We start from the raw sequence: 18,623 nt of genomic DNA, 5'->3' as shown, positions 1-18,623 counted from the left end.
CGACCCGAGCCCGGAAGTAGTGCGGTTCAGCCGCCGCGGCTGTACCGGCGCACCGCCAGTGGCAGGAACACGGCGACGAGCGCCAGGCTCCAGACGAGCGACCCGGCGACCGGATGCGCCACGGGCCAGGCGGCGCCGCGCGGGACGGGCGCGTTGCCGAACAGGTCGCGCAGGGCGGTCGTCACGGCGCTGATCGGATTCCACTCGGCAACCGTGCGCAGCCAGCCCGGCAGGTTGTCCGTGGGGATGTACGCGTCGGACAGCAGCGGCAGCACGAAGGAGGAGGCGCCGAGCTGCCCGGCCGCGTCCTCGCTGCGGGTGAGCAGCCCGAGGTGGATCCCGACGCAGGTGCAGGCGAACCGGAAGAGCAGCAGCAGCCCGACGGCGCCGACGGCGTCGAGCGCGCCGCCCTCGACCCGCCAGCCCACCGCGAGCCCCACCAGCAGCAGCGGAATCGTGCCGAGCGTCGTGACCACGAGGTCCGCCACGGCCTGCCCGAGGGGTACGGCGGCCCGGCTCACCGGCATCGTCCGGAACCGGTCCATCACGCCCCGGTGAGTGTCGGCGGCGGCCTGGAACATGCCGTTCATCAGGCCGCCGGCGGCGGTCGCGACCAGCAGTCCGGGCACCAGGAAGGCGCGGTACTCGCGGCCCGGCATCGCCAGCGCGCTGCCGAAGACGTAGCCGAAGAACAGCAGCATGTTGACCGGCATCAGCTGGGTCAGGACCGTCAGGCCCGGGTTGCCCAGGACCCGGCGCAGCTGCCTGCCCGTCATCGCCAGGCCGTCGTGGGTCAACGCGCTCATGTCACCAGCTCCTTGCTGTCGGCGGACGCGGCCCCGGACCGTCCGGTGAGCCGCAGGAAGACGTCGTCGAGGGTGGGCGGGCGCAGGCTCGCGTCGAGCAACGGCACGCCCGCCGCGTCGAGTTCGCGCACCAGGCGCGGCAGGGTCAGCGTCCGGTCGGTGGTGACCGCGCCGACGGCGCCGCGCTCGCGGTCGAACACGGGCTCGCCGCCGGTGAGTTGGTCGAGCACGGCGGCGGCCTTCGGGAGCGCGTCCGGGGCCGCGACCACGGCCTCGGCGTACGACCCGATGAGCGCCTTGAGTTCGGCGGGCGAGCCGGTGTGCGCGACCCGGCCCCGGTCCACCAGGGCGATGTCGTCGGCGAGTTGGTCCGCCTCCTCCAGGTACTGCGTGGTCAGCACCACCGTCGTGCCGTCCGCCCGCAGCTCGCGCACCGCCTGGTGGACGTGGTTGCGGCTGGCCGGGTCGAGCCCGGTGGTCGGCTCGTCGAGGAAGAGCACGTCGGGGCGGCGGATGAGGCTCGCCGCGAGGTCCAGCCGGCGCCGCATGCCGCCCGAGTAGGTCGAGGCCTTGCGGTCGGCGGCCTCGGCGAGCCCGAAGCGCTCCAGCAGTTCGCCGGCCCGGTCGGCCGGTCCGCGCACCCGGTGCAGCCGGGCGAACAGCCGCAGGTTCGCCCGCCCGGTGAGGTCTCCGTCGACCGAGGCGTACTGCCCCGTGACCGAGATCCGGCTCCGTACGGCGGCGGGCTCGCGCACGAGGTCGCACCCGGCGACCCGCGCGGACCCGCCGTCCGGCTGCAGCAGCGTCGTCAGCAGCCGTACGGCGGTCGTCTTCCCGGCGCCGTTCGGCCCGAGCAGTCCGCAGACGGTGCCCTCGGCGACGGCCAGATCCAGTCCCCGCAGGGCGTGGACAGCGCCGAAGCGTTTCTCCAGGCCTTCGCTAAGTACAGCGTACGTAGTTGTCATGAGGCGACCATAGCGCACTGCGTACGCTGTACGTAACTAGCATGGTGACCGAGGTGATGACCGATGGCAGTCCGAGGGGCCGTCCCCGAGGTGATCTGGGCGCGCCCCGAGCGCACCGGGCGGGGTCCGAAACCGGCGTACACCCGCGACGACATCGCGGCAGCCGCCGTCCGGATCGCCGACGCGCAGGGGCTCGACGCGGTGTCGATGCGGCACGTCGCGGCCGAGCTCGGGTGCGGCACCATGTCGCTGTACAACTACGTCCCCCGCAAGGAGGACCTGTACGAGCTGATGATGGACACGGCCAGCGCGGAGCACGTCCTGTGGGAGCCGGGCGGCGACTGGCGGGCCGACCTGATGAGGGTGGCGCGCGAGACGCGCGCGCTGATGCGCCGGCATCCGTGGATGCCGCGCCTGATGTCCCCCGTCTACGGCTTCAGCCCCCACGCCCTGCGCTATCTGGAGCACTGCCTGGCCTGCCTGGACCCGCTGGAGGCGTCCTACGGCACGAAGCTGGAACTCGTCGCGATGGTCAACGGCGTGGTGACGACGTACGTCCGCAACGAACTCGACACCGCCGAGCGGGTGCGTGCGCTGCCGTGGTCGGAGGCCGAGGAGAACAGGGCGCGCGGCGCGTATCTGGGGCGGCAGCTGGCCTCCGGCGCGTTTCCGAGGATGGCGGAGGCGTTCGCGCGGGACGCGGGGCCGGTGGATCTGGAGGAGGTCTTCGAGCGGGCGCTCGGGCGGCTGCTCGACGGCTTCGCCCCGGGGACCGGCGACCGGTGAACCGGGAGCGCGCCGGGCGTCAACTCGCCCTGATCGCACAGACCCTGGCGACGGCCCGCCGCCAGGGCATCCCGCTCTGGCTGCGCGGCGGCTGGGCCATGGACTTCCTCCTCGGGGAGGTCACCCGGGAGCACGGGGACAGCGACTGGTTCGCGCGGGCACGGGACGCCGCGCCCCTCGCCGGGCGGCCCGCCCCCGATCTCCGGCTCGACTTCGTCAGGGGCGCGCTGGACAGCAGTCTCGCCCTCGTCGACCGGGATGCGGCGGTGGGACTCCGGAGGGCCTTCACCTGTTCAAGATCCCTCAGCAGACACCTGGCTCACCCGTCCACAACCTCGCCGGACAGAACAGTCAGACCGGACAGAACGGTTAGAGCAGAGCGAACTGGCCCTCCGGGCCCTCCTCGTGGTGGTCCAGGACGGAGGCGGGGCGGCGGGACGAGGCCGGTGGCGGAAGGATGCCGGCCGCGCGCAGATCGCCGGTGGTGATCGGTGAGGCGATCTCCAACTCGGCGCGTCCCGGGCGCAGTTCGGCCAGCAGGGCCAGGACCGTGATGAGCTCCAGCAGCTCCGAGGTCCAGCTCTGCGGCCAGCCCGCCGGGCGGATCGCCGCCAGGGTGCCGGCGGCGGCCGGGGCCGTGCGGGCCGTGAACCAGGACTCCAGCACCCGGACCCCCGCCACCTCGAAGTCCCAGGCCTGCGGCGGGACGGGGGAGATGCGGCCGTCGTCCAGGTGGAGGGTCTCCTCCTCGGCGTCGTAGTGCACGGTGAGGGGGCGGGGCGGCAGGGGTGCGCGGACATAGGGGCGGCGGCCGCCCGGCAGCCTGGGGCGGTCGCCGTCGCGGCGCATCAGCCACAGGGCGCGGCGGCCCGACTCCACACCCCGGTCCCAGACTTCGGCGTCCTCGGTGAGCGGGACGGTGAGGTCCGGGCGGACCGCCGCCAGGATCCAGGCCAGCAGGTCCGCCGCCGTGGGGCGGCTGCCGAGGCGGTCCGCCAGAAGGGCCAGCAGGCCCGGCGCCAGATTGGGTTCCGTGCCGCCCGGGCGGCGGTAGAGGGGGCGGATCCGGGTGCCGCGCAGGGTGGGCAGGAGCGACGTGGCCAGCAGCGGGAGACCGGGGTCGGCCGTCTCCGCCGTGAACACCTGGTGCGCGTCCGCCACGCGCCACAACTCCGGGCGGGCCGCGTCGAGCAGCCGGTGGTCCGGGATCAGCCACTGTTCGTCGAAGGGGGCCGCCAGCACCCGTACCGGCCGCGCGCAGGGGCCCTCGGCGCGGGCCAGCCGCTCCGTGCCGGTCGACTGCCCGGGCAGCTGGCCCACCGCCGAGTCGAGGGTGCGGGCGCGGCTCGGCTCGAACAGGGCCAGGCGGCCCTCGCCCTCGGCCGTCAGCAGCGCGTCCCAGCGGGCCGTCAGGGAATCCGGATCGGGTGCCACCGGCCAGGCGCGCCCCGGCCGCAGCGGTGCGACGGACCACGGCATGAGGTCCGCCAGCAGCGGAGCGTCGGCGTACGTCACGCAGGGCATGGTACGGGCTCCCTGCACGGACCGGTTCAGGTCGTCTCCAAGGTCACCGTGAACGAGAACCGGTCCCCCCGGTAGTGGATCACCGCCACGTCCAGCACCCGGCCCTCGGTGTCGTACGTCACTCCCGTGTAGTGCAGGATCGGGCTGAGCAGCGGTACTTGGAGCAGACGGGCGGTCTCCGGGTCGGCGAGCCGGGCCTCCACCGTGTCCGTGATGCGGCTGATGTCCGCCCCGACCATGTCCCGCAGCACCTTCGTCATGGGCCAGCGGATCAGGTCCTCCAGGTCGACGTGCGCGGCCAGTTCGGGGCGGATGTGGTTGACGGCGTGGTTCGTCGGCTCGCCGGTCTTCTCGTCGCTGCGCAGCCGGTGGTACGTCGCGACCTCGTCGAGGTCCGGGAAGTACTCGGCGAGCGGTGCCGGCACGGGCGCGCTGCCGTGGTCCAGCAGCTCGGTCGTCATGCCGGACTGCTGGGCCACGATCGCGTCCACCGAGCCGAGCAGCCGCACCGGGGCGCCCCGGTGGGCGTCCGGCTCGATGAACGTGCCGCGCCGTCGGTGCCGGCTGATCAGCCCCTCGTCCTCCAGCTCCTTCAGCGCCTGCCGCATGGTCAGCACGCTCACCCCGTAGTGCTCCGCCAGTTGCTCCTCGGTGGGCAGCCGCAGCGGGGCCTCGGCCGAGCGGCCCAGTATCGAGGCGCGCAGCGACTGCGACACCTGGTACCAGAGCGGCAGCTTGCGGTTCAGGACGATCGAGTCCGGGGCGAAGGAGGTCACACGGCTATCCGTACCTGTCGATGAACATCAGGCGCAACAAGGTGTCACGCGCGGAAGTGGGGCTCCAGACCCCGCCACACGTCGTCGTAGCGCGGCTGGAGGTGGTCGGCGCCCGCCGCGTGCGCGGTGAGGGTCACCGGCCAGCGGGTCTCGAACATGAACGCCAGACCGTCGTCGATCTTCTGCGGCGTCAGCTCGGCCGCGCTCGCCCGGTCGAACGTCTCCCGGTCCGGGCCGTGCGCCGACATCATGTTGTGCAGCGAGCCGCCCCCGGGCACGAAGCCCTCGGCCTTCGCGTCGTACGCGCCCTCGATCAGGCCCATGTACTCGCTCATCACGTTCCGGTGGAAGTACGGCGGCCGGAACGTGTCCTCGCCCACCAGCCAGCGCGGCGCGAAGACGACGAAGTCCACACCGGCCAGGCCCGGGGTGTCCGACGGGGAGGTCAGGACCGTGAAGACGGACGGGTCCGGGTGGTCGTAGGAGATGCTGCCGATGACATTGAACCGGCGCAGGTCGTAGACGTAGGGCACGTGGTTGCCGTGCCAGGCGACGACGTCGAGCGGGGAGTGGTCGTAGGTCGCCGCCCAGAGGTTGCCGCAGAACTTGTTCACCACCTCCACCGGGCCCGCCACCTCCTCGTACGCGGCCGCCGGTGCCCGGAAGTCCCGTGCGTTGGCGAGGCCGTTGGCGCCGATCGGACCCAGGTCGGGGAGGCGGAACGGCGCCCCGTAGTTCTCGCAGACGTACCCGCGGGCGGACTCGTCCAGCAGCTCCACCCGGAAGCGCACCCCGCGCGGGACCAGCGCCACGTGCGCGGGCTCCACCTGCAGGCGCCCGAACTCCGTGTGCAGCAGCAGCCCGCCGCGCTCGGGGACGATCAGCAACTCGCCGTCGGCGTCCGAGAAGACGCGCTCCATCGAGGAGTTGGCGTGGTACAGGTGCACGGCCATGCCGGTGCGCTGCGCCGCGTCGCCGTTGCCGCCGAGCGTCCACAGGCCGGCGAGGAAGTCCGTGCCGGCGGGCGGCTCGGGCAGCGGGTTCCAGCGCAGCCGGTTGGGGTCGGGCACGGACTCGGTGAAGGGCGCCGTGCGGAGCGCGCCGTTGTCGGTGCGGGTGAACGCGGGATGCGCGGCCGACGGGCGGATGCGGTACAGCCAGGAGCGGCGGTTGTGCGCCCGGGGCTCGGTGAACGCCGAGCCGCTCAGCTGCTCCGCGTACAGGCCGAGCGGCGCGCGCTGCGGCGAGTTGCGGCCCTCGGGCAGGGCGCCCGGCACCGCCTCGGAGGCGTGTTCGTTGCCGAACCCCGTCAGGTACGACAGTCCCGCGGCCGTCTTCCGCGCGTCCCCGCTCATGATCGCTCCCTCGCGTGCCGATTCCTATGTAACACCGTAGGAATGAGCGGGGGCGGACGCAAGAGGATCTCGCCTACTCCCTCCGGGGGACCACGGAGACCGGCCGGAACCAGACTTCAGGCGGATTCGAAAGGCCGGAATGCTGTTCTACCCTCGCGACCATGCCCAGGACCCCGTGGACCCGCAGAACTCTCACCGCACTCGCGGCGTGCGTCCTGCTGCCGCTGGGCGCGGCGGGCTGTACGGGCGGTCACGCCCGGGGCGGCGCGCCGTCGCCCGCGCCGGTCGGCAAGGTCCTGGGCGACACCGACGGGACGGGGCGCCACCTGCGCGAGGTCGACACGAAGAACGCGCCCGAGGTCGGCGTCGAGGTCACGCCGGACAGGCGCGACGGCTGGGACGTGCGCCTGACCTTCCACCGCTTCCACTGCTCCGCGCCCGGTGCCGGACGCGCGGCGGTCACCGGACGCGGGCTCGCCTATCTCTTCGTCGACGGCCACGAGGCCGCCCGGCTGCGCTCGTACGACTACCACCTGCCCGGCCGGCTCGTCCCGCGCGGCACCCACCACGTCACCGCGCGCCTGTACGCCGACGACGGCACCGCGTGGGCCGTGCACGGCAAGCCGGTCCAGAGCACCGCCGACATCACGGTCTCGGACCCGGAGCCCTCGCGGAGCCCCGTGCCGGCCTCGTCGCCGACTCCCGCGCCGGCCTCGTCGCGGTCCGCGGGAAGGGTGTCCGCGCCGACGATGGGCGCTTCCCCGGTGCGATGACTGCATCATCCACCGTTGTCCGTGCGGGAGGGCGAGGTTCACCGGACCCGGGGCGGAGAGGCATCATGAAGCCCGTGCCCCACGCGACTTCGCTCCGCCGTGCGCCCGTCCAGCGCCGCAGTGCCGAACGGCTGACCAGGATCCTGGACGCCTGTGCCGAACTCCTCGACGAGGTCGGCTACGACGACCTGAGCACCCGCGCGGTCGCGCTGCGCGCCGGTGTGCCCATCGGCTCCGTCTACCGCTTCTTCGGCAACAAGCGGCAGATGGCCGACGCCCTCGCCCAGCGCAACCTGGAGCGCTACACCGAGCGCGTCACCGATCGGCTGAAGCAGGCCCCAGGCGGGGGAGACTGGCGGGCCGCGATGGACGCCGTCCTCGACGAGTACCTCGCCATGAAGCGCACCGCGCCCGGCTTCTCGCTGGTCGACTTCGGCAATCAGATACCGGTCGGCGACCGCCGGTCCGAGCCCAACACCCGGGTCGCCGACCGGCTCGTCCGGCTGCTCTCCGGCCATGTCGGCCGCGCCCCGGACGACGAACTGCGGCGGGTCTTCCTGGTCGCCGTGGAGAGCGCGGACGCCCTCGTCCAGCTGGCCTTCCGCACGGACCCCCAGGGCGACGAGGCGATCATCACCGAGACCCGTGAGCTGCTGCGGGCGTACCTGGGCCGCGTGCTGGACTGAGCCGTCGGCCGCGAGGCTGTGACCTTGAAGAAGATGTCGCCGATCGCGGCGCTCGTGCTGATCCCCACGCTCTGTTTCGCTCGCGCGGGGGACCCCCACCGCCGCCACCGCGCTGAAGGTCGACGCGAGCGATGTCTTCGTGCCGATGATCCCGGACCCGGCCGTGGGCCTGCTGTTCGTCCTGGTCCTCTCCTGCGTCCTCGGCCGCCGCGGCACCACCCTGCGCCCCGGGCTGTACTGGTTCAACGCGCTGCTCACGGGCGCGCTGCTGACCGCCATGATCATGGAGTGGCCGCCGCCGTCTTCACCGGCGTCCTCCAGGGCGCCGGCATGGTCGACCACAGGGCGACGTGGCTCGTGGACAACGTCCCCGACGGCACGGGCCCGCACATGGCCCTCGTCACCGGCGTGCTGAGCATCCCGCTGACGTACTTCGTGTCCGACGACGGCTTCTCCTTCGGCATCCTGCCGGTGCTCGCCGAGGCGGGGCAGGCGCACGGCGTCCCGACGCTGGAGATCGCCCGCGCCTCGATCGTCGGCCAGCCCCCGCACATGTCCAGCCCGCTCGTCCCGGCCGTCCACGTCCTGGTCGGCATGGCCGAGGCGGAGTTCGGCGACCGCACCCGGTTCGTCGTCACGTGGGCCGCGCTGACATCCCTGGCCGTGCTCGGGGCAGGAATCGTCTTCGGCATCATCTGACAACCGCAAGCCGATCACTCGACGGAGGTCGTATCCATGGCACCCGGTGGGAACCGCGGCTGGCTGCTCCGCCTCGTCCTCGCCTTCGGCTTCGCGCAGGGCGCGGTGTCGATGGCCCGGCCCGCCGTCTCCTACCGGGCCCTCGCGCTCGGCGCCGACGAGCGGGCGGTGGGCGTCATCGCCGGTGTGTACGCGCTGCTGCCCCTCTTCGCCGCCGTACCGCTCGGCCGGCGCACCGACCACGGCCGGTGTGCCCCCCTGCTCCCGGCGGGCGTGGTCCTCATCTGCGGCGGCTGCGCGCTGAGCGGAGCGGCGAACTCCCTGTGGGCGATGGCCCTGTGGAGCGGGGTGATGGGCCTCGGCCACCTCGGCTTCGTCATCGGCGCCCAGTCGCTCGTCGCCCGCCGGTCCGCGCCGCACGAACAGGACCGCAACTTCGGCCACTTCACCATCGGTGCCTCCCTGGGCCAGTTCCTCGGCCCCATCGCCGCGGGGCTGCTGATCGGCGGTCCGGACATGGCCGGCAGCAGTGCCAGCGCCCTCGTGGCGGCGGGCGCGGGCGCGGCGGTCGCCTTCACCTCGCTGTGGCGACTCGAAGACCGTACGGCCCGTACGGCCGCCACGTCCCGTGCGGAGCGGGGCGACCGGGTCCCGGTCGGCCGCATCCTGCGCGCCCGGGGCGTCCCGGCGGGCATGCTCATCAGCCTCTCCGTGCTGTCCGCCACGGACATCCTCACCGCCTACCTCCCGGTCGTCGGCGAACACCGGGGCATCACACCGGCGGTCATCGGCGTACTGCTGGGCCTGCGCGCCGGGGCGACGATCGCCTGCCGTCTGGTCCTCACCCCGCTGCTGCGGCTGCTGGGCCGGCCCGCGCTGCTCACCGTGACCTGCTTCCTGGCGGCGCTGCTGTGCGCCGGGGTCGCCCTGCCGCTGCCGGTGTGGACGCTCGGCCTGCTCCTGACGCTGCTCGGCTTCTGTCTGGGAGTGGGCCAGCCGCTGTCGATGACCACGGTGGTGCAGGCTGCGCCCGACGAGGCCCGCTCCACCGCGCTCGCCCTGCGCCTGACCGGCAACCGGCTCGGCCAGGTCGCCGCCCCGGCCGCCGCCGGTCTGGTCGCCGGGGTCACGGGCGCGGCGGCGCCGTTCGTGATGCTCGGGGCGTTGCTGCTGCTGTCGGCGGGGGTGGCGGTGCGCTCGCCGGGGCGCAAGCGGGCCGGACGGGTGGCGGGGGAGAGGGCGGGGCGTACGGGATTGCGCCGCACGAGCGATCTCTGACGGCGCGCCGGAGGTCGGTGCCGTGGGATGAGGCGGCCATCGCGCAGAGTCCAGACGAAAGATGGATTTGTATGAAAATCGTCTGACTTGGAGGAACGTGCATGCCCACTCAGACCTCACCACGTGTTCTCGGCCCCCGTGCGGGCGCCACTGTCGTCATCGCCGCCCTGGCCGCGGTGGGTGCGTCGTGGGTGGCGGCGCCGCACGCGGCTGCCCAAGGGGAGAACGGCGACATCAGGGTGCACAGCGTGGGCGTGCCCTACGGTGTGACGAAGGATGAGCCGACGGTCTGCAAGTTCTACCTCGACGCCGTCAACTTCGACATCCTGCCCAATATCCCCTACATCATCCAGGCACAGCCCCCGCTGCCCAGTGCCGCCACCGTCACCGGGGTCATCCAGCTCGCCGGAGGCGCCGGACACACCGACGCGATCGGCCTGACCGACGGGCAGTACAAGCTCACCTGGGTCGCGGCGGGTGCCGTGAAGGAGAAGCTCTTCCGCGTCAACTGCCACGACCCCCGGCACGACGAGGGGCACGACGAGGGGCACGGTGCGAACGGACAGATCGAGGACCACCGGGACCACCATCAGCAGGACGGTCCGGGCTGGGACGGGAGAGACCGCAACGATCCACCGCGGGGCGGTGTGCACGCGGGCGGGGGCGGTCTCATCGACACGGCCGCGGCGTACTCGCCGGTGGCCGCCGCGGGTGTCGTGGGTCTGAGCGCGGTCGGCGGTGTGATGTACCTCCGCCGCAGCCGCCGGCGGCCTCATGGCGCCGCGTAGACGCCGACGCAGGCCCTGGCACCGGACCCGCGCCTACCGCCTCACCAGGACGGCCCTCCTGGTGACCGTCCTGGTGGCGGCGGGGCGCCGGTGCGCGGGCGGGTACGCCGGGCCGGGCGACCAGGGCGGAATGACGGCCGCCCGTGGAGCGGGGGCGGCCGGGGCACGATCCTGCGAGGCGCCTTCCGGACGCCCGCCCGACCCGCTGTCGCGGTCCCGGCCGGTGTCCTTCCGCATCCCCTCGCTGGGCATCGACGGCCAGATCACGGGCCTCCGGCTCGACAGGGCAGGGCAGTTGGAGACCCCGCCCATGGACAGGCCCAGACTGGTCGGCTGGTACGAGGGCGGCCCCACACCGGGCGAGTCCGGCACCGCGATCGCCGTCGGCCACCGGGACACGTCGACCGGCCCGGCCGTCTTCGCCGGGCTCGCCCAGGTCAAACCCTGCAAGCTCATCGAGGTGAGCCGTGCCGACGGTCGCACCGCCGTCTACACGGTGGACCGGATGACGGTGTACGACAAGGCGGGCTTCCCGGACAAGGAGGTCTACGCCCCGGCCTGGCGACCGGAGCTCCGCGTGCTGACCTGCGGCGGCTACTACAGCCGGCGGACGGGCTACACCAGCAACGTGGTCGTCTTCGCCCACCTCACCGCCGTACGCGAACCGGGCACGGCGGCGGCAGCCCGCTGAAGCGCGGCGGCCCGCCGGTCCGCGGCCGGCCCGGCAGGGCAGGGGTGGGCGAGTGAACGCCGCCCGGCCCGGCGATGATGTCCGGGAGCGTCCGGTGGAGCCGGTGGTGTCTGGCGCAGAAAAACTAACGCCGCTAGTTTGTGTGCCGGACGATGCCGACCCGCCGGGAGGAAGCAGCATCATGAAGGCACATGACGGCCTGTACATCGACGGCGCCTGGCGCCCCGCCGCGGGCGCGGACGCGATCGACGTCGTGAACCCGGCCGACGAGCAGGTCATCGGCCGTGTCCCGGCCGGTGGCGCGGCGGACGTCGACGCGGCCGTCCGGGCGGCCCGGGCCGCCCTGCCCGGCTGGGCCGCCACGTCCCCCGCCGAGCGCGCCGCACGCCTCGCGGCGCTCCGGGACGTCCTCGTGGCCCGCAAGGACGAGATCGCCGAGACGGTCACCGCCGAACTGGGCTCCCCGCTCCCGTTCTCCCAGGCCGTGCACGCGGCGGTGCCGATCGCGGTCGCCGGCTCCTACGCCGAACTGGCGGCCGCCCACTCCTTCGAGGAGAAGGTCGGCAACTCCACCGTCCTCGCCGAGCCGGTCGGTGTCGTCGGCGCGATCACCCCCTGGAACTACCCCCTGCACCAGATCGTCGCCAAGGTCGCCCCGGCCCTGGCCGCCGGATGCACGGTCGTCCTCAAGCCCGCCGAGGACACCCCGCTCACCGCCCAGCTGTTCGCCGAGGCCGTCCACGAGGCGGGCGTTCCGGCCGGAGTGTTCAACCTGGTCACCGGCCTCGGCCCGGTCGCCGGCCAGGCCCTCGCCGAGCATCCGGACGTGGACCTGGTCTCCTTCACCGGCTCCACGGCCGTCGGCCGGCAGATCGGCGCCGTCGCCGGAGCGGCCGTGAAGCGGGTCGCCCTCGAACTCGGCGGCAAGTCCGCCAACGTCATCCTGCCGAGCGCCGACCTCGCCAGGGCGGTGAACGTCGGCGTCGCCAACGTGATGTCCAACTCCGGCCAGACGTGCAGCGCCTGGACCCGCATGCTCGTCCACCGCGACCGGTACGACGAGGCCGTCGAGCTGGCGCGTACCGCCGCCGCCAAGTACGGCGACCGCATCGGCCCGGTGGTCAGCGCCAGGCAGCAGGCACGGGTGCGCGGTTACATCGAGAAGGGCGTCGCCGAGGGCGCCCGCCTCGTCGCCGGCGGCCCCGAATCGCCGCACGAGAAGGGCTACTTCGTCAGCCCCACGGTCTTCGCCGACGTGACGCCGGAGATGACCATCGCCCAGGAGGAGATCTTCGGCCCGGTCCTCGCGATCCTGCCGTACGACGACGAGGACGACGCCCTGCGCATCGCCAACGGCACGGTGTACGGCCTCGCGGGCGCCGTGTGGGCCGCCGACGAGGCCGAGGCGGTCGCCTTCGCCCGCCGCATGGACACCGGCCAGGTCGACATCAACGGCGGCCGGTTCAACCCCCTCGCCCCCTTCGGCGGTTACAAGCAGTCCGGGGTCGGCCGGGAACTCGGCACGCACGGCCTCGCCGAGTACCTCCAGACCAAGTCCCTCCAGTTCTAAGGAAGTACGCGACCCATGGCCGTACGAGCCGCCGTCCTGCCCGCCGTCGGCGCGCAGTTGGAGATCACCGACGTCGAGCTGCCCGACCCCGGACCCGGACAGGTCCGCGTCCGCCTCGCGGCCGCGGGCGTCTGCCACTCCGACCTGTCCCTGTCCAACGGCACCATGCGGGTGCCGGTCCCGGCCGTCCTCGGCCACGAGGGCGCGGGCACGGTGATGTCGGTGGGCGAGGGCGTCACGCACGTGTCCCCGGGCGCCCCCGTGGTCCTCAACTGGGCGCCCTCCTGCGGCAGTTGCCACGCCTGCTCGCTCGGCGAGGTCTGGCTGTGCGCCAACGCGCTGAACGGCGCCGCCGACGTCTACGCCCGCACCGCCGACGGCACCGACCTCCACCCCGGCCTCAACGTGGCCGCGTTCGCCGAGGAGACGGTCGTCGCCGCGTCCTGCGTGCTCCCCCTGCCCGAGGGCGTGCCCCTCGTGGACGCCGCCCTCCTCGGCTGCGCCGTGCTGACCGGGTACGGCGCCGTCCACCACTCGGCGAAGGTCCGCCCCGGCGAGACGGTCGCGGTCTTCGGTGTGGGCGGCGTGGGCCTCGCCACCCTCCAGTCGGCGCGCATCGCGGGCGCGTCCCGGATCATCGCCGTGGACGTCTCCCCGGCGAAGGAGGAACTGGCCCGCGCGGCCGGCGCGACGGACTTCGTCCTCGCCTCCGACACCACCGCCCGCGAGATCCGCGCCCTCACCGGCAAACAGGGCGTGGACGTGGCCGTGGAGTGCGCGGGCCGCGCGGTCAGCATCCGCGCCGCCTGGGACTCGACCCGCCGGGGCGGCCGTACGACGGTGGTCGGCATCGGCGGCAAGGACGAGCAGGTCACCTTCAACGCCCTGGAGATCTTCCACTGGGGCCGCACCCTGTCCGGCTGCGTCTACGGCAACACCGATCCGGCCCGCGACCTGCCGGTCCTCGCCGAGCACGTACGCGCGGGCCGCCTGGACCTGTCCGCCCTGGTCACCGAACGCATCGCCCTGGAGGGCATCCCGGCGGCCTTCGAGAACATGCTCGCGGGCAAGGGCGGCCGGGCGCTGGTGGTGTTCTGAGGCTCGCGCCCCGAAGAGGCCCGGGGGAGCCGGAATTCAGCGCAACGCTTCCGCAGGAATGCCGAGCAGCTCCGACAACTCCCGCTCCCCCGACGCGGTCACCTTCACCGCCCGCTCCGACCCGATCCGCGCGCACCACCCCGCCTCCAGCGCATGCCGGCACAGCGCGGCCCCGGCCGCCCCCGCGAGATGGGGCCGCCGCTCGGTCCAGTCCAGACAGGCACGGGCCAGGGGACGCCGGCCCGAGACCTCCAGCCCCATACCCATCTCCCGGAACCACTGCACCCCCGCGTCCGTCAGCGCGAACCCGGTGTCCTGCCGCAACAGCCCCCGGACGGTCAGCGCGTCGGTGAGGGCGATCCCGAGCCGCCCCGCGAGATGGTCGTAACAGGTGCGCCCCCGCGCCATCGCGGACCCGGCACCCGACTCCCGCAGGGTACGAGGGGCCCGGCGCACCGCCGCCGCGGGCACCTGCGCGGCGAGATCCTCCACGAGCCCCGCGACCCGCGCGTCGGCCAGCCGCACATACCGGTGCCGCCCCTGCCGCTCCTGCGCGAGCAGGCCGCCGGCCACCAGCCTGTCCAGGTGCTCGCTGAGCGTGGACGCGGCGACCCGGGCGTGCCGGGCCAGCTCACCCGCCGTCCAGGCACGCCCGTCGAGCAGCGCCAGCAGGCACGTGGCCCGGGTCTCGTCGGCGAGCAACGCGGCGAGCGCGGCCAGTGCGGCGGCCCGCGGGTCCTTGGCGGTCATGCCCCCAGCATGCGGCACCGGCATTTCGGCGCCCGCCGACCTATTGCTGCGCGCCCTGTTCGGCCTGCTCGTACTGCCGCTCCAGTCCGTCCAGCAGGGCCCTCAGCCCCGTCTCGAAGGCCCGCTCGTCGATCTTCTCCTGCTGCTCGGCGAGGAGGTGGGCCTGGCCGAGGTGGGGGTAGTCGGCCGGGTCGTACGCGCTCGCGTCGTCCACGAAGCCCCCGGCGAACGAACCGAGCGCGGAGCCCATGATGAAGTACCGCATCAGCGCGCCGATGGAGGTCGCCTGGGCCGGCGGCCAGCCCGCGTCGACCATCGCGCCGTAGACCGCGTCGGCCAGGCGGAGCGCGGCCGGACGGCGGCCCGGGCCGCGGGCCAGCACCGGGACGATGTTGGGGTGGTCGCGCAGGGCGGCCCGGTAGGAGACGGCCCAGTCGTGCAGCGCGGTGCGCCAGTCGCGGCCGTCCTCGAACATCGCCAGGTCCACCAGGGCGCTCACCGAGTCCGCGACCGCCTCCAGGATCTGGTCCTTGGTGCGGAAGTGGTTGTAGAGCGAGGGCCCGCTCACGCCCAGCTCGGCGGCGAGCCGGCGGGTGGAGACGGCCGCCAGTCCCTCGCGGTCCACGAGTTCCCGGGCCGTCTCGACGATCCGGTCGGTGCTGAGGAGGGGCTTGCGCGGTCGGGCCATGGCGCACATAGTAGGGCTGCGAGCCAGAAACTAGCAGTGCTAATTTAAATGTACGGCTTTCAAGATATGCCGCTCGTGCCGTCGTCCGCCGTGCCGTCTTCTGTGGGGTGATCTCGTGGTGAACCTGGAGCTGAGCGAGGAGCAGGCCGCCGTACGGCAGCTCGCCCGGGACTTCGTGGCGCGCGAGATCGCCCCGCACGTCGTGGCCTGGGACCGGGCCGAGGAGGTCGACCGGGGCATCGTGCGCAAGCTCGGCGAGGTCGGCTTCCTCGGGCTGACGGTCCCCGAGGAGTACGGCGGCTCCGGCGGCGACCATCTCGCGTACTGCCTCGTCACCGAGGAACTGGGGCGCGGCGACTCCTCCGTGCGCGGGATCGTCTCCGTCTCCCTCGGGCTCGTCGCCAAGACCATTGCCGCCTGGGGTGACGAGGAGCAGAAGCGCCGCTGGCTGCCGGGTCTGACCTCGGGGGAGTACGTCGGCTGCTTCGGCCTCACCGAGCCCGGCACCGGCTCCGACGCGGGCAACCTCACCACCCGCGCCGTACGCGACGGCGACCACTACGTCATCAACGGCGCGAAGATGTTCATCACCAACGGCACCTGGGCGGACGTCGTGCTGCTCTTCGCCCGCTCCACCGACGCCCCCGGCCACAAGGGAGTCTCCGCCTTCCTCGTGCCCGCCGACGCCCCCGGCCTGACCCGCCGCACCATCCACGGCAAGCTCGGCCTGCGCGGCCAGACCACCGCCGAACTCGCCTTCGAGGACGTCCGGGTGCCCGCCTCGGCGATGCTGGGGGAGGAGGGCAAGGGCTTCTCCGTCGCCATGTCGGCGCTCGCCAAGGGGCGGATGTCGGTGGCGGCCGGGTGCGTCGGCATCGCCCAGGCGGCGCTGGACGCGGCCGTGCGGTACGCCGGTGAGCGCGAGCAGTTCGGCAAGCCGATCGCCGGGCACCAGCTGGTGCAGGAGCTGATCAGCGACATCGCCGTCGACGTGGACGCGGCCCGGCTGCTGACCTGGCGGGTCGCTGATCTGATCGACCGCGGGCAGCCGTTCGCCGTCGAGTCCTCCAAGGCCAAGCTGTTCGCCTCCGAGGCCGCCGTGCGCGCCGCGAACAACGCCCTCCAGGTCTTCGGCGGCTACGGCTACATCGACGAGTACCCGGCCGGCAAACTCCTGCGCGACGCCCGCGTGATGACCCTCTACGAGGGCACCAGCCAGATCCAGAAGCTCCTCATCGGCCGTTCCCTGACCGGGGTTTCGGCGTTCTGAGTAACCGATCTGAGTATGTGTGCGGATGTGGCGCGGGCCACGTGCGTCGATGCTCTTCCCCATGAGTGACACACCGGTCAAGCAGCAGAGCACGACCGCCTTCTACGGCCAGTCCGTCGCCTCCTTCGCCATCGCCATGGCGGCCACCGCCATCGGCATCTACCAGCTCGACACCAACGCCTGGGTCCGGGCCTTCCTCGCCATCGCGGTCCTGTACCTGGTCACCTCCGCCTTCACCCTCGCCAAGGTGATCCGGGACCGCCAGGAGGCCGGGCAGATCGTCAGCCGGGTCGACCAGGCCCGCCTGGAGAAGCTCCTCGCCGAGCACGATCCTTTCGAGAAGATCTGAACCGCGAAGATCTGAACCGTGAAGATCCGGGCAGGCGCGCTAAGCGAGCGCTCACCTTCGGCGGTATGGTGGTGCTCCTGTCATCGAGAGGGGCGAGCGAGCGATGAGTGCGGCGCAGGAGACGACCGGCGGCGAGATGGAGCCGTGGGAAGAGGTCACCCCTGACGCGGCCCGGCGGCTGCTCGTCGCCGCCGTGGAGGCCTTCGCCGAGCGCGGCTACCACGCGACGACGACCCGGGACATCGCGGGCCGCGCCGGCATGAGCCCGGCCGCGCTCTACATCCACTACAAGACCAAGGAAGAGCTGCTCCACCGGATCAGCCGGATCGGCCACGACAAGGCCCTCGACATCCTGCGCACGGCGGCGCGGCGCGAGGGCACCGCGGCCGAGCGACTGACCGACGCGGTCAGCTCCTTCGTGCGCTGGCACGCCGGGCGGCGCACCACCGCGCGGGTCGTGCAGTACGAACTCGACGCCCTCGGCCCCGAGGCCCGCGCGGAGATCGTGGCGCTGCGCCGCCAGGTCGACGCCGAGGTGCGCGGGATCATCGAGGACGGCGTGGCCGCGGGCGAGTTCGACGTGCCGGACGTCCAGGGCACCACGCTCGCCGTGCTCTCGCTCTGCATCGACGTGGCCCGCTGGTTCACCGTGAACGGCCCGCGCACGCCCGAAGAGGTCGGCGCTCTCTACGCCGACCTCGTCCTGCGGATGGTGGGCGCCCGGTAGGGCGCCCGCTCCGTCACAGGTAGTACCGGGACACCGACTCCGCCACGCACACCGGCTTGTCGCCGCCCTCGCGCTCCACGGTGAACGCGACCGTCACCTGGACACCGCCGGTGACGTCCTCGACGCCGGTGATCTTCGCGGTGGCGCGCACCCGCGAGCCCACGGGGACGGGGGCGGGGAAGCGGACCTTGTTCGTCCCGTAGTTCACGCCCATCGTCACGCCCTCGACCCGGATCAGCTGCGGGCCGAACAGCGGCAGCAGCGAGAGCGTCAGGTAGCCGTGGGCGATGGTGGTCTTGAACGGCCCCTTCGCGGCCTTCTCCGGGTCCACGTGGATCCACTGGTGGTCGCCCGTGGCGTCGGCGAACAGGTCGATCCGCTTCTGGTCGACCTCCAGCCAGTCGGTGTACCCCAGCTGCTCGCCCACGGCCGCCCGCAGCTCGTCGGGGGAGGTGAAGGTCCTCGGTTCTGCCATGTTCCCGGCCTCTCGCTCGATTCTCTAAGCGACTGCTTAGCATGGTCGGGCGCGGGGCCCCTGTCAACGGACCGCGACGGGGATCGGGTCGCTAGGCTGTGAGGAGTGCCCCAGATTCCCGAGAAGATCCATGAGCTGACCGTCGGCCAGCTGTCCGCGCGCAGCGGCGCCGCGGTGTCCGCGCTGCACTTCTACGAGGCCAAGGGCTTGATCAGCAGCCGGCGCACCACCGGCAACCAGCGGCGCTACAGCCGGGACACCCTGCGCCGGGTCGCCTTCGTCCGCGCCGCCCAGCGGGTCGGCATCCCGCTGGCCGTGATCCGGGACGCCCTGGCGGAGCTGCCCGAGGAGCGCACGCCGAACCGTGAGGACTGGGCGCGGCTGTCGCAGAGGTGGCGCTCGGAGCTGGACGAGCGCATCAGGCAGCTGAACCGGTTGCGGGATCACCTGACCGACTGCATTGGGTGCGGCTGCCTGTCGCTGGAGAACTGCGTGCTGTCGAACCCGGACGACGTGTTCGGCGAGCGGCTGACGGGGTCGCGGCTGTTCGCGGAGGGGCGCTGATCGCC

General features: G+C 73.0%; 21 protein-coding genes and 1 pseudogene. 14 read left to right on the top strand and 8 right to left on the bottom strand.

Features of this window, described 5'->3' with window-relative positions:
- Positions 1–26: 26 nt before the first annotated feature.
- Together ACFC8N_RS21385 and ACFC8N_RS21380 are read right to left on the bottom strand one after the other, a co-directional pair.
- Entirely contained in the window at positions 27–806 is a 780-nt protein-coding gene (locus ACFC8N_RS21385; protein WP_376289062.1) for an ABC transporter permease, read from the bottom strand.
- On the bottom strand, positions 803–1,771 hold the full coding sequence (locus ACFC8N_RS21380) for an ATP-binding cassette domain-containing protein (RefSeq protein ID WP_376289060.1): 969 nt from the start codon (positions 1,769–1,771) through the stop codon (positions 803–805). Before ACFC8N_RS21380 ends, ACFC8N_RS21385 begins: the two co-directional genes overlap by 4 nt.
- Positions 1,772–1,834: 63 nt before the next feature.
- Between ACFC8N_RS21380 and ACFC8N_RS21375 the strand changes: the two genes are divergently transcribed.
- Positions 1,835–2,557, top strand: coding sequence for a TetR/AcrR family transcriptional regulator C-terminal domain-containing protein (locus ACFC8N_RS21375; RefSeq protein ID WP_376289058.1), 723 nt, complete (start codon positions 1,835–1,837; stop codon positions 2,555–2,557).
- A complete protein-coding gene (locus ACFC8N_RS21370) occupies positions 2,554–3,045 on the top strand; it encodes a nucleotidyltransferase domain-containing protein (RefSeq protein ID WP_376289056.1) in 492 nt (163 codons plus the stop codon). The genes ACFC8N_RS21375 and ACFC8N_RS21370 overlap by 4 nt, the downstream gene beginning before the upstream one ends.
- On the opposite strand, the gene ACFC8N_RS21365 is transcribed toward ACFC8N_RS21370, so the two are convergent.
- Genes ACFC8N_RS21365 through hmgA form a run of 3 tightly spaced genes read right to left on the bottom strand, consistent with a single transcriptional unit; the run spans position 2,927 to position 6,212 of the window.
- Entirely contained in the window at positions 2,927–4,081 is a 1,155-nt protein-coding gene (locus ACFC8N_RS21365; RefSeq protein ID WP_376289054.1) for a type ISP restriction/modification enzyme, read from the bottom strand. The two genes, ACFC8N_RS21370 and ACFC8N_RS21365, sit on opposite strands and share 119 nt — an antisense overlap.
- 26 nt (positions 4,082–4,107) lie before the next feature.
- Positions 4,108–4,857: a GntR family transcriptional regulator gene (locus ACFC8N_RS21360; protein WP_376289053.1), complete on the bottom strand. Its 750-nt coding sequence runs from the start codon at positions 4,855–4,857 to the stop codon at positions 4,108–4,110.
- A gap of 44 nt (positions 4,858–4,901) precedes the next feature.
- Positions 4,902–6,212: a homogentisate 1,2-dioxygenase gene (gene hmgA, locus ACFC8N_RS21355; protein ID WP_376289051.1), complete on the bottom strand. Its 1,311-nt coding sequence runs from the start codon at positions 6,210–6,212 to the stop codon at positions 4,902–4,904.
- A 161-nt stretch (positions 6,213–6,373) separates the two neighbouring features.
- Between hmgA and ACFC8N_RS21350 the strand changes: the two genes are divergently transcribed.
- The 8 genes and pseudogenes from ACFC8N_RS21350 to ACFC8N_RS21315 all read left to right on the top strand — a co-directional run bounded on the left by ACFC8N_RS21350 (position 6,374) and on the right by ACFC8N_RS21315 (position 13,795).
- Entirely contained in the window at positions 6,374–6,985 is a 612-nt protein-coding gene (locus ACFC8N_RS21350; RefSeq protein WP_376289049.1) for a hypothetical protein, read from the top strand.
- Between the two features lie 65 nt (positions 6,986–7,050).
- Positions 7,051–7,671, top strand: coding sequence for a TetR/AcrR family transcriptional regulator (locus ACFC8N_RS21345; protein ID WP_356022504.1), 621 nt, complete (start codon positions 7,051–7,053; stop codon positions 7,669–7,671).
- Between the two features lie 76 nt (positions 7,672–7,747).
- A pseudogene (locus ACFC8N_RS21340) lies at positions 7,748–8,370 on the top strand (citrate:proton symporter); the annotation flags it as partial.
- A gap of 36 nt (positions 8,371–8,406) precedes the next feature.
- On the top strand, positions 8,407–9,648 hold the full coding sequence (locus ACFC8N_RS21335; protein ID WP_376289047.1) for an MFS transporter: 1,242 nt from the start codon (positions 8,407–8,409) through the stop codon (positions 9,646–9,648).
- A gap of 101 nt (positions 9,649–9,749) precedes the next feature.
- Complete coding sequence (locus ACFC8N_RS21330) at positions 9,750–10,436, top strand: hypothetical protein (RefSeq protein WP_356022499.1); 687 nt, start codon at positions 9,750–9,752, stop codon at positions 10,434–10,436.
- Entirely contained in the window at positions 10,423–11,127 is a 705-nt protein-coding gene (locus tag ACFC8N_RS21325) for a class F sortase (RefSeq protein ID WP_356022497.1), read from the top strand. Before ACFC8N_RS21330 ends, ACFC8N_RS21325 begins: the two co-directional genes overlap by 14 nt.
- Before the next feature lie 181 nt (positions 11,128–11,308).
- Positions 11,309–12,697, top strand: a complete 1,389-nt coding sequence (locus ACFC8N_RS21320) for an aldehyde dehydrogenase family protein (protein WP_356022494.1) — start codon at positions 11,309–11,311, stop codon at positions 12,695–12,697.
- Between the two features lie 15 nt (positions 12,698–12,712).
- Complete coding sequence (locus ACFC8N_RS21315; RefSeq protein ID WP_356022492.1) at positions 12,713–13,795, top strand: Zn-dependent alcohol dehydrogenase; 1,083 nt, start codon at positions 12,713–12,715, stop codon at positions 13,793–13,795.
- Between the two features lie 36 nt (positions 13,796–13,831).
- Here the strand turns inward: ACFC8N_RS21315 and ACFC8N_RS21310 are convergent, their stop codons facing one another.
- Both ACFC8N_RS21310 and ACFC8N_RS21305 read right to left on the bottom strand, forming a co-directional pair.
- Positions 13,832–14,545, bottom strand: coding sequence for a winged helix-turn-helix domain-containing protein (locus ACFC8N_RS21310; protein WP_356022490.1), 714 nt, complete (start codon positions 14,543–14,545; stop codon positions 13,832–13,834).
- A gap of 40 nt (positions 14,546–14,585) precedes the next feature.
- Positions 14,586–15,233 carry a TetR/AcrR family transcriptional regulator gene (locus ACFC8N_RS21305; protein ID WP_356022487.1) on the bottom strand — a complete coding sequence of 216 codons (648 nt, stop codon included), beginning with the start codon at positions 15,231–15,233 and terminating at the stop codon, positions 14,586–14,588.
- Between the two features lie 118 nt (positions 15,234–15,351).
- Between ACFC8N_RS21305 and ACFC8N_RS21300 the strand changes: the two genes are divergently transcribed.
- From ACFC8N_RS21300 to ACFC8N_RS21290, 3 genes are all read left to right on the top strand, one after another.
- Positions 15,352–16,503 carry an acyl-CoA dehydrogenase family protein gene (locus tag ACFC8N_RS21300; RefSeq protein WP_376289134.1) on the top strand — a complete coding sequence of 384 codons (1,152 nt, stop codon included), beginning with the start codon at positions 15,352–15,354 and terminating at the stop codon, positions 16,501–16,503.
- Between the two features lie 61 nt (positions 16,504–16,564).
- On the top strand, positions 16,565–16,852 hold the full coding sequence (locus tag ACFC8N_RS21295) for a YiaA/YiaB family inner membrane protein (RefSeq protein ID WP_356022485.1): 288 nt from the start codon (positions 16,565–16,567) through the stop codon (positions 16,850–16,852).
- A 103-nt stretch (positions 16,853–16,955) separates the two neighbouring features.
- Complete coding sequence (locus ACFC8N_RS21290) at positions 16,956–17,579, top strand: TetR/AcrR family transcriptional regulator (RefSeq protein ID WP_356022483.1); 624 nt, start codon at positions 16,956–16,958, stop codon at positions 17,577–17,579.
- Positions 17,580–17,592: 13 nt separating this feature from the next.
- Here the strand turns inward: ACFC8N_RS21290 and ACFC8N_RS21285 are convergent, their stop codons facing one another.
- Entirely contained in the window at positions 17,593–18,054 is a 462-nt protein-coding gene (locus tag ACFC8N_RS21285; protein WP_356022481.1) for a MaoC family dehydratase, read from the bottom strand.
- A 105-nt stretch (positions 18,055–18,159) separates the two neighbouring features.
- Between ACFC8N_RS21285 and soxR the strand changes: the two genes are divergently transcribed.
- On the top strand, positions 18,160–18,618 hold the full coding sequence (soxR, locus tag ACFC8N_RS21280; protein WP_356022479.1) for a redox-sensitive transcriptional activator SoxR: 459 nt from the start codon (positions 18,160–18,162) through the stop codon (positions 18,616–18,618).
- The last annotated feature ends 5 nt before the right edge of the window (positions 18,619–18,623 follow it).

The sequence above is a fragment of the Streptomyces sp. NPDC055966 genome (assembly GCF_042269865.1).
Lineage (GTDB): Bacteria > Actinomycetota > Actinomycetes > Streptomycetales > Streptomycetaceae > Streptomyces.
Note: the sequence above shows the minus strand (reverse complement) of the source record. Positions and strands in the feature narration are given on the sequence as shown.

Excerpts from the sequence above, each read along its gene's own strand:
- ACFC8N_RS21385 (WP_376289062.1), bottom strand. The coding sequence starts at position 806 with ATGAGCGCGTTGACCCACGACGGCCTGGCGATGACGGGCAGGCAGCTG.
- ACFC8N_RS21380 (WP_376289060.1), bottom strand. The coding sequence starts at position 1,771 with ATGACAACTACGTACGCTGTACTTAGCGAAGGCCTGGAGAAACGCTTC.
- ACFC8N_RS21375 (WP_376289058.1), top strand. The coding sequence starts at position 1,835 with ATGGCAGTCCGAGGGGCCGTCCCCGAGGTGATCTGGGCGCGCCCCGAG.
- ACFC8N_RS21365 (WP_376289054.1), bottom strand. The coding sequence starts at position 4,081 with ATGCCCTGCGTGACGTACGCCGACGCTCCGCTGCTGGCGGACCTCATG.
- hmgA (WP_376289051.1), bottom strand. The coding sequence starts at position 6,212 with ATGAGCGGGGACGCGCGGAAGACGGCCGCGGGACTGTCGTACCTGACG.
- ACFC8N_RS21350 (WP_376289049.1), top strand. The coding sequence starts at position 6,374 with ATGCCCAGGACCCCGTGGACCCGCAGAACTCTCACCGCACTCGCGGCG.
- ACFC8N_RS21345 (WP_356022504.1), top strand. The coding sequence starts at position 7,051 with ATGAAGCCCGTGCCCCACGCGACTTCGCTCCGCCGTGCGCCCGTCCAG.
- ACFC8N_RS21335 (WP_376289047.1), top strand. The coding sequence starts at position 8,407 with ATGGCACCCGGTGGGAACCGCGGCTGGCTGCTCCGCCTCGTCCTCGCC.
- ACFC8N_RS21330 (WP_356022499.1), top strand. The coding sequence starts at position 9,750 with ATGCCCACTCAGACCTCACCACGTGTTCTCGGCCCCCGTGCGGGCGCC.
- ACFC8N_RS21325 (WP_356022497.1), top strand. The coding sequence starts at position 10,423 with ATGGCGCCGCGTAGACGCCGACGCAGGCCCTGGCACCGGACCCGCGCC.
- ACFC8N_RS21320 (WP_356022494.1), top strand. The coding sequence starts at position 11,309 with ATGAAGGCACATGACGGCCTGTACATCGACGGCGCCTGGCGCCCCGCC.
- ACFC8N_RS21315 (WP_356022492.1), top strand. The coding sequence starts at position 12,713 with ATGGCCGTACGAGCCGCCGTCCTGCCCGCCGTCGGCGCGCAGTTGGAG.
- ACFC8N_RS21310 (WP_356022490.1), bottom strand. The coding sequence starts at position 14,545 with ATGACCGCCAAGGACCCGCGGGCCGCCGCACTGGCCGCGCTCGCCGCG.
- ACFC8N_RS21305 (WP_356022487.1), bottom strand. The coding sequence starts at position 15,233 with ATGGCCCGACCGCGCAAGCCCCTCCTCAGCACCGACCGGATCGTCGAG.
- ACFC8N_RS21295 (WP_356022485.1), top strand. The coding sequence starts at position 16,565 with ATGAGTGACACACCGGTCAAGCAGCAGAGCACGACCGCCTTCTACGGC.
- ACFC8N_RS21290 (WP_356022483.1), top strand. The coding sequence starts at position 16,956 with ATGAGTGCGGCGCAGGAGACGACCGGCGGCGAGATGGAGCCGTGGGAA.
- ACFC8N_RS21285 (WP_356022481.1), bottom strand. The coding sequence starts at position 18,054 with ATGGCAGAACCGAGGACCTTCACCTCCCCCGACGAGCTGCGGGCGGCC.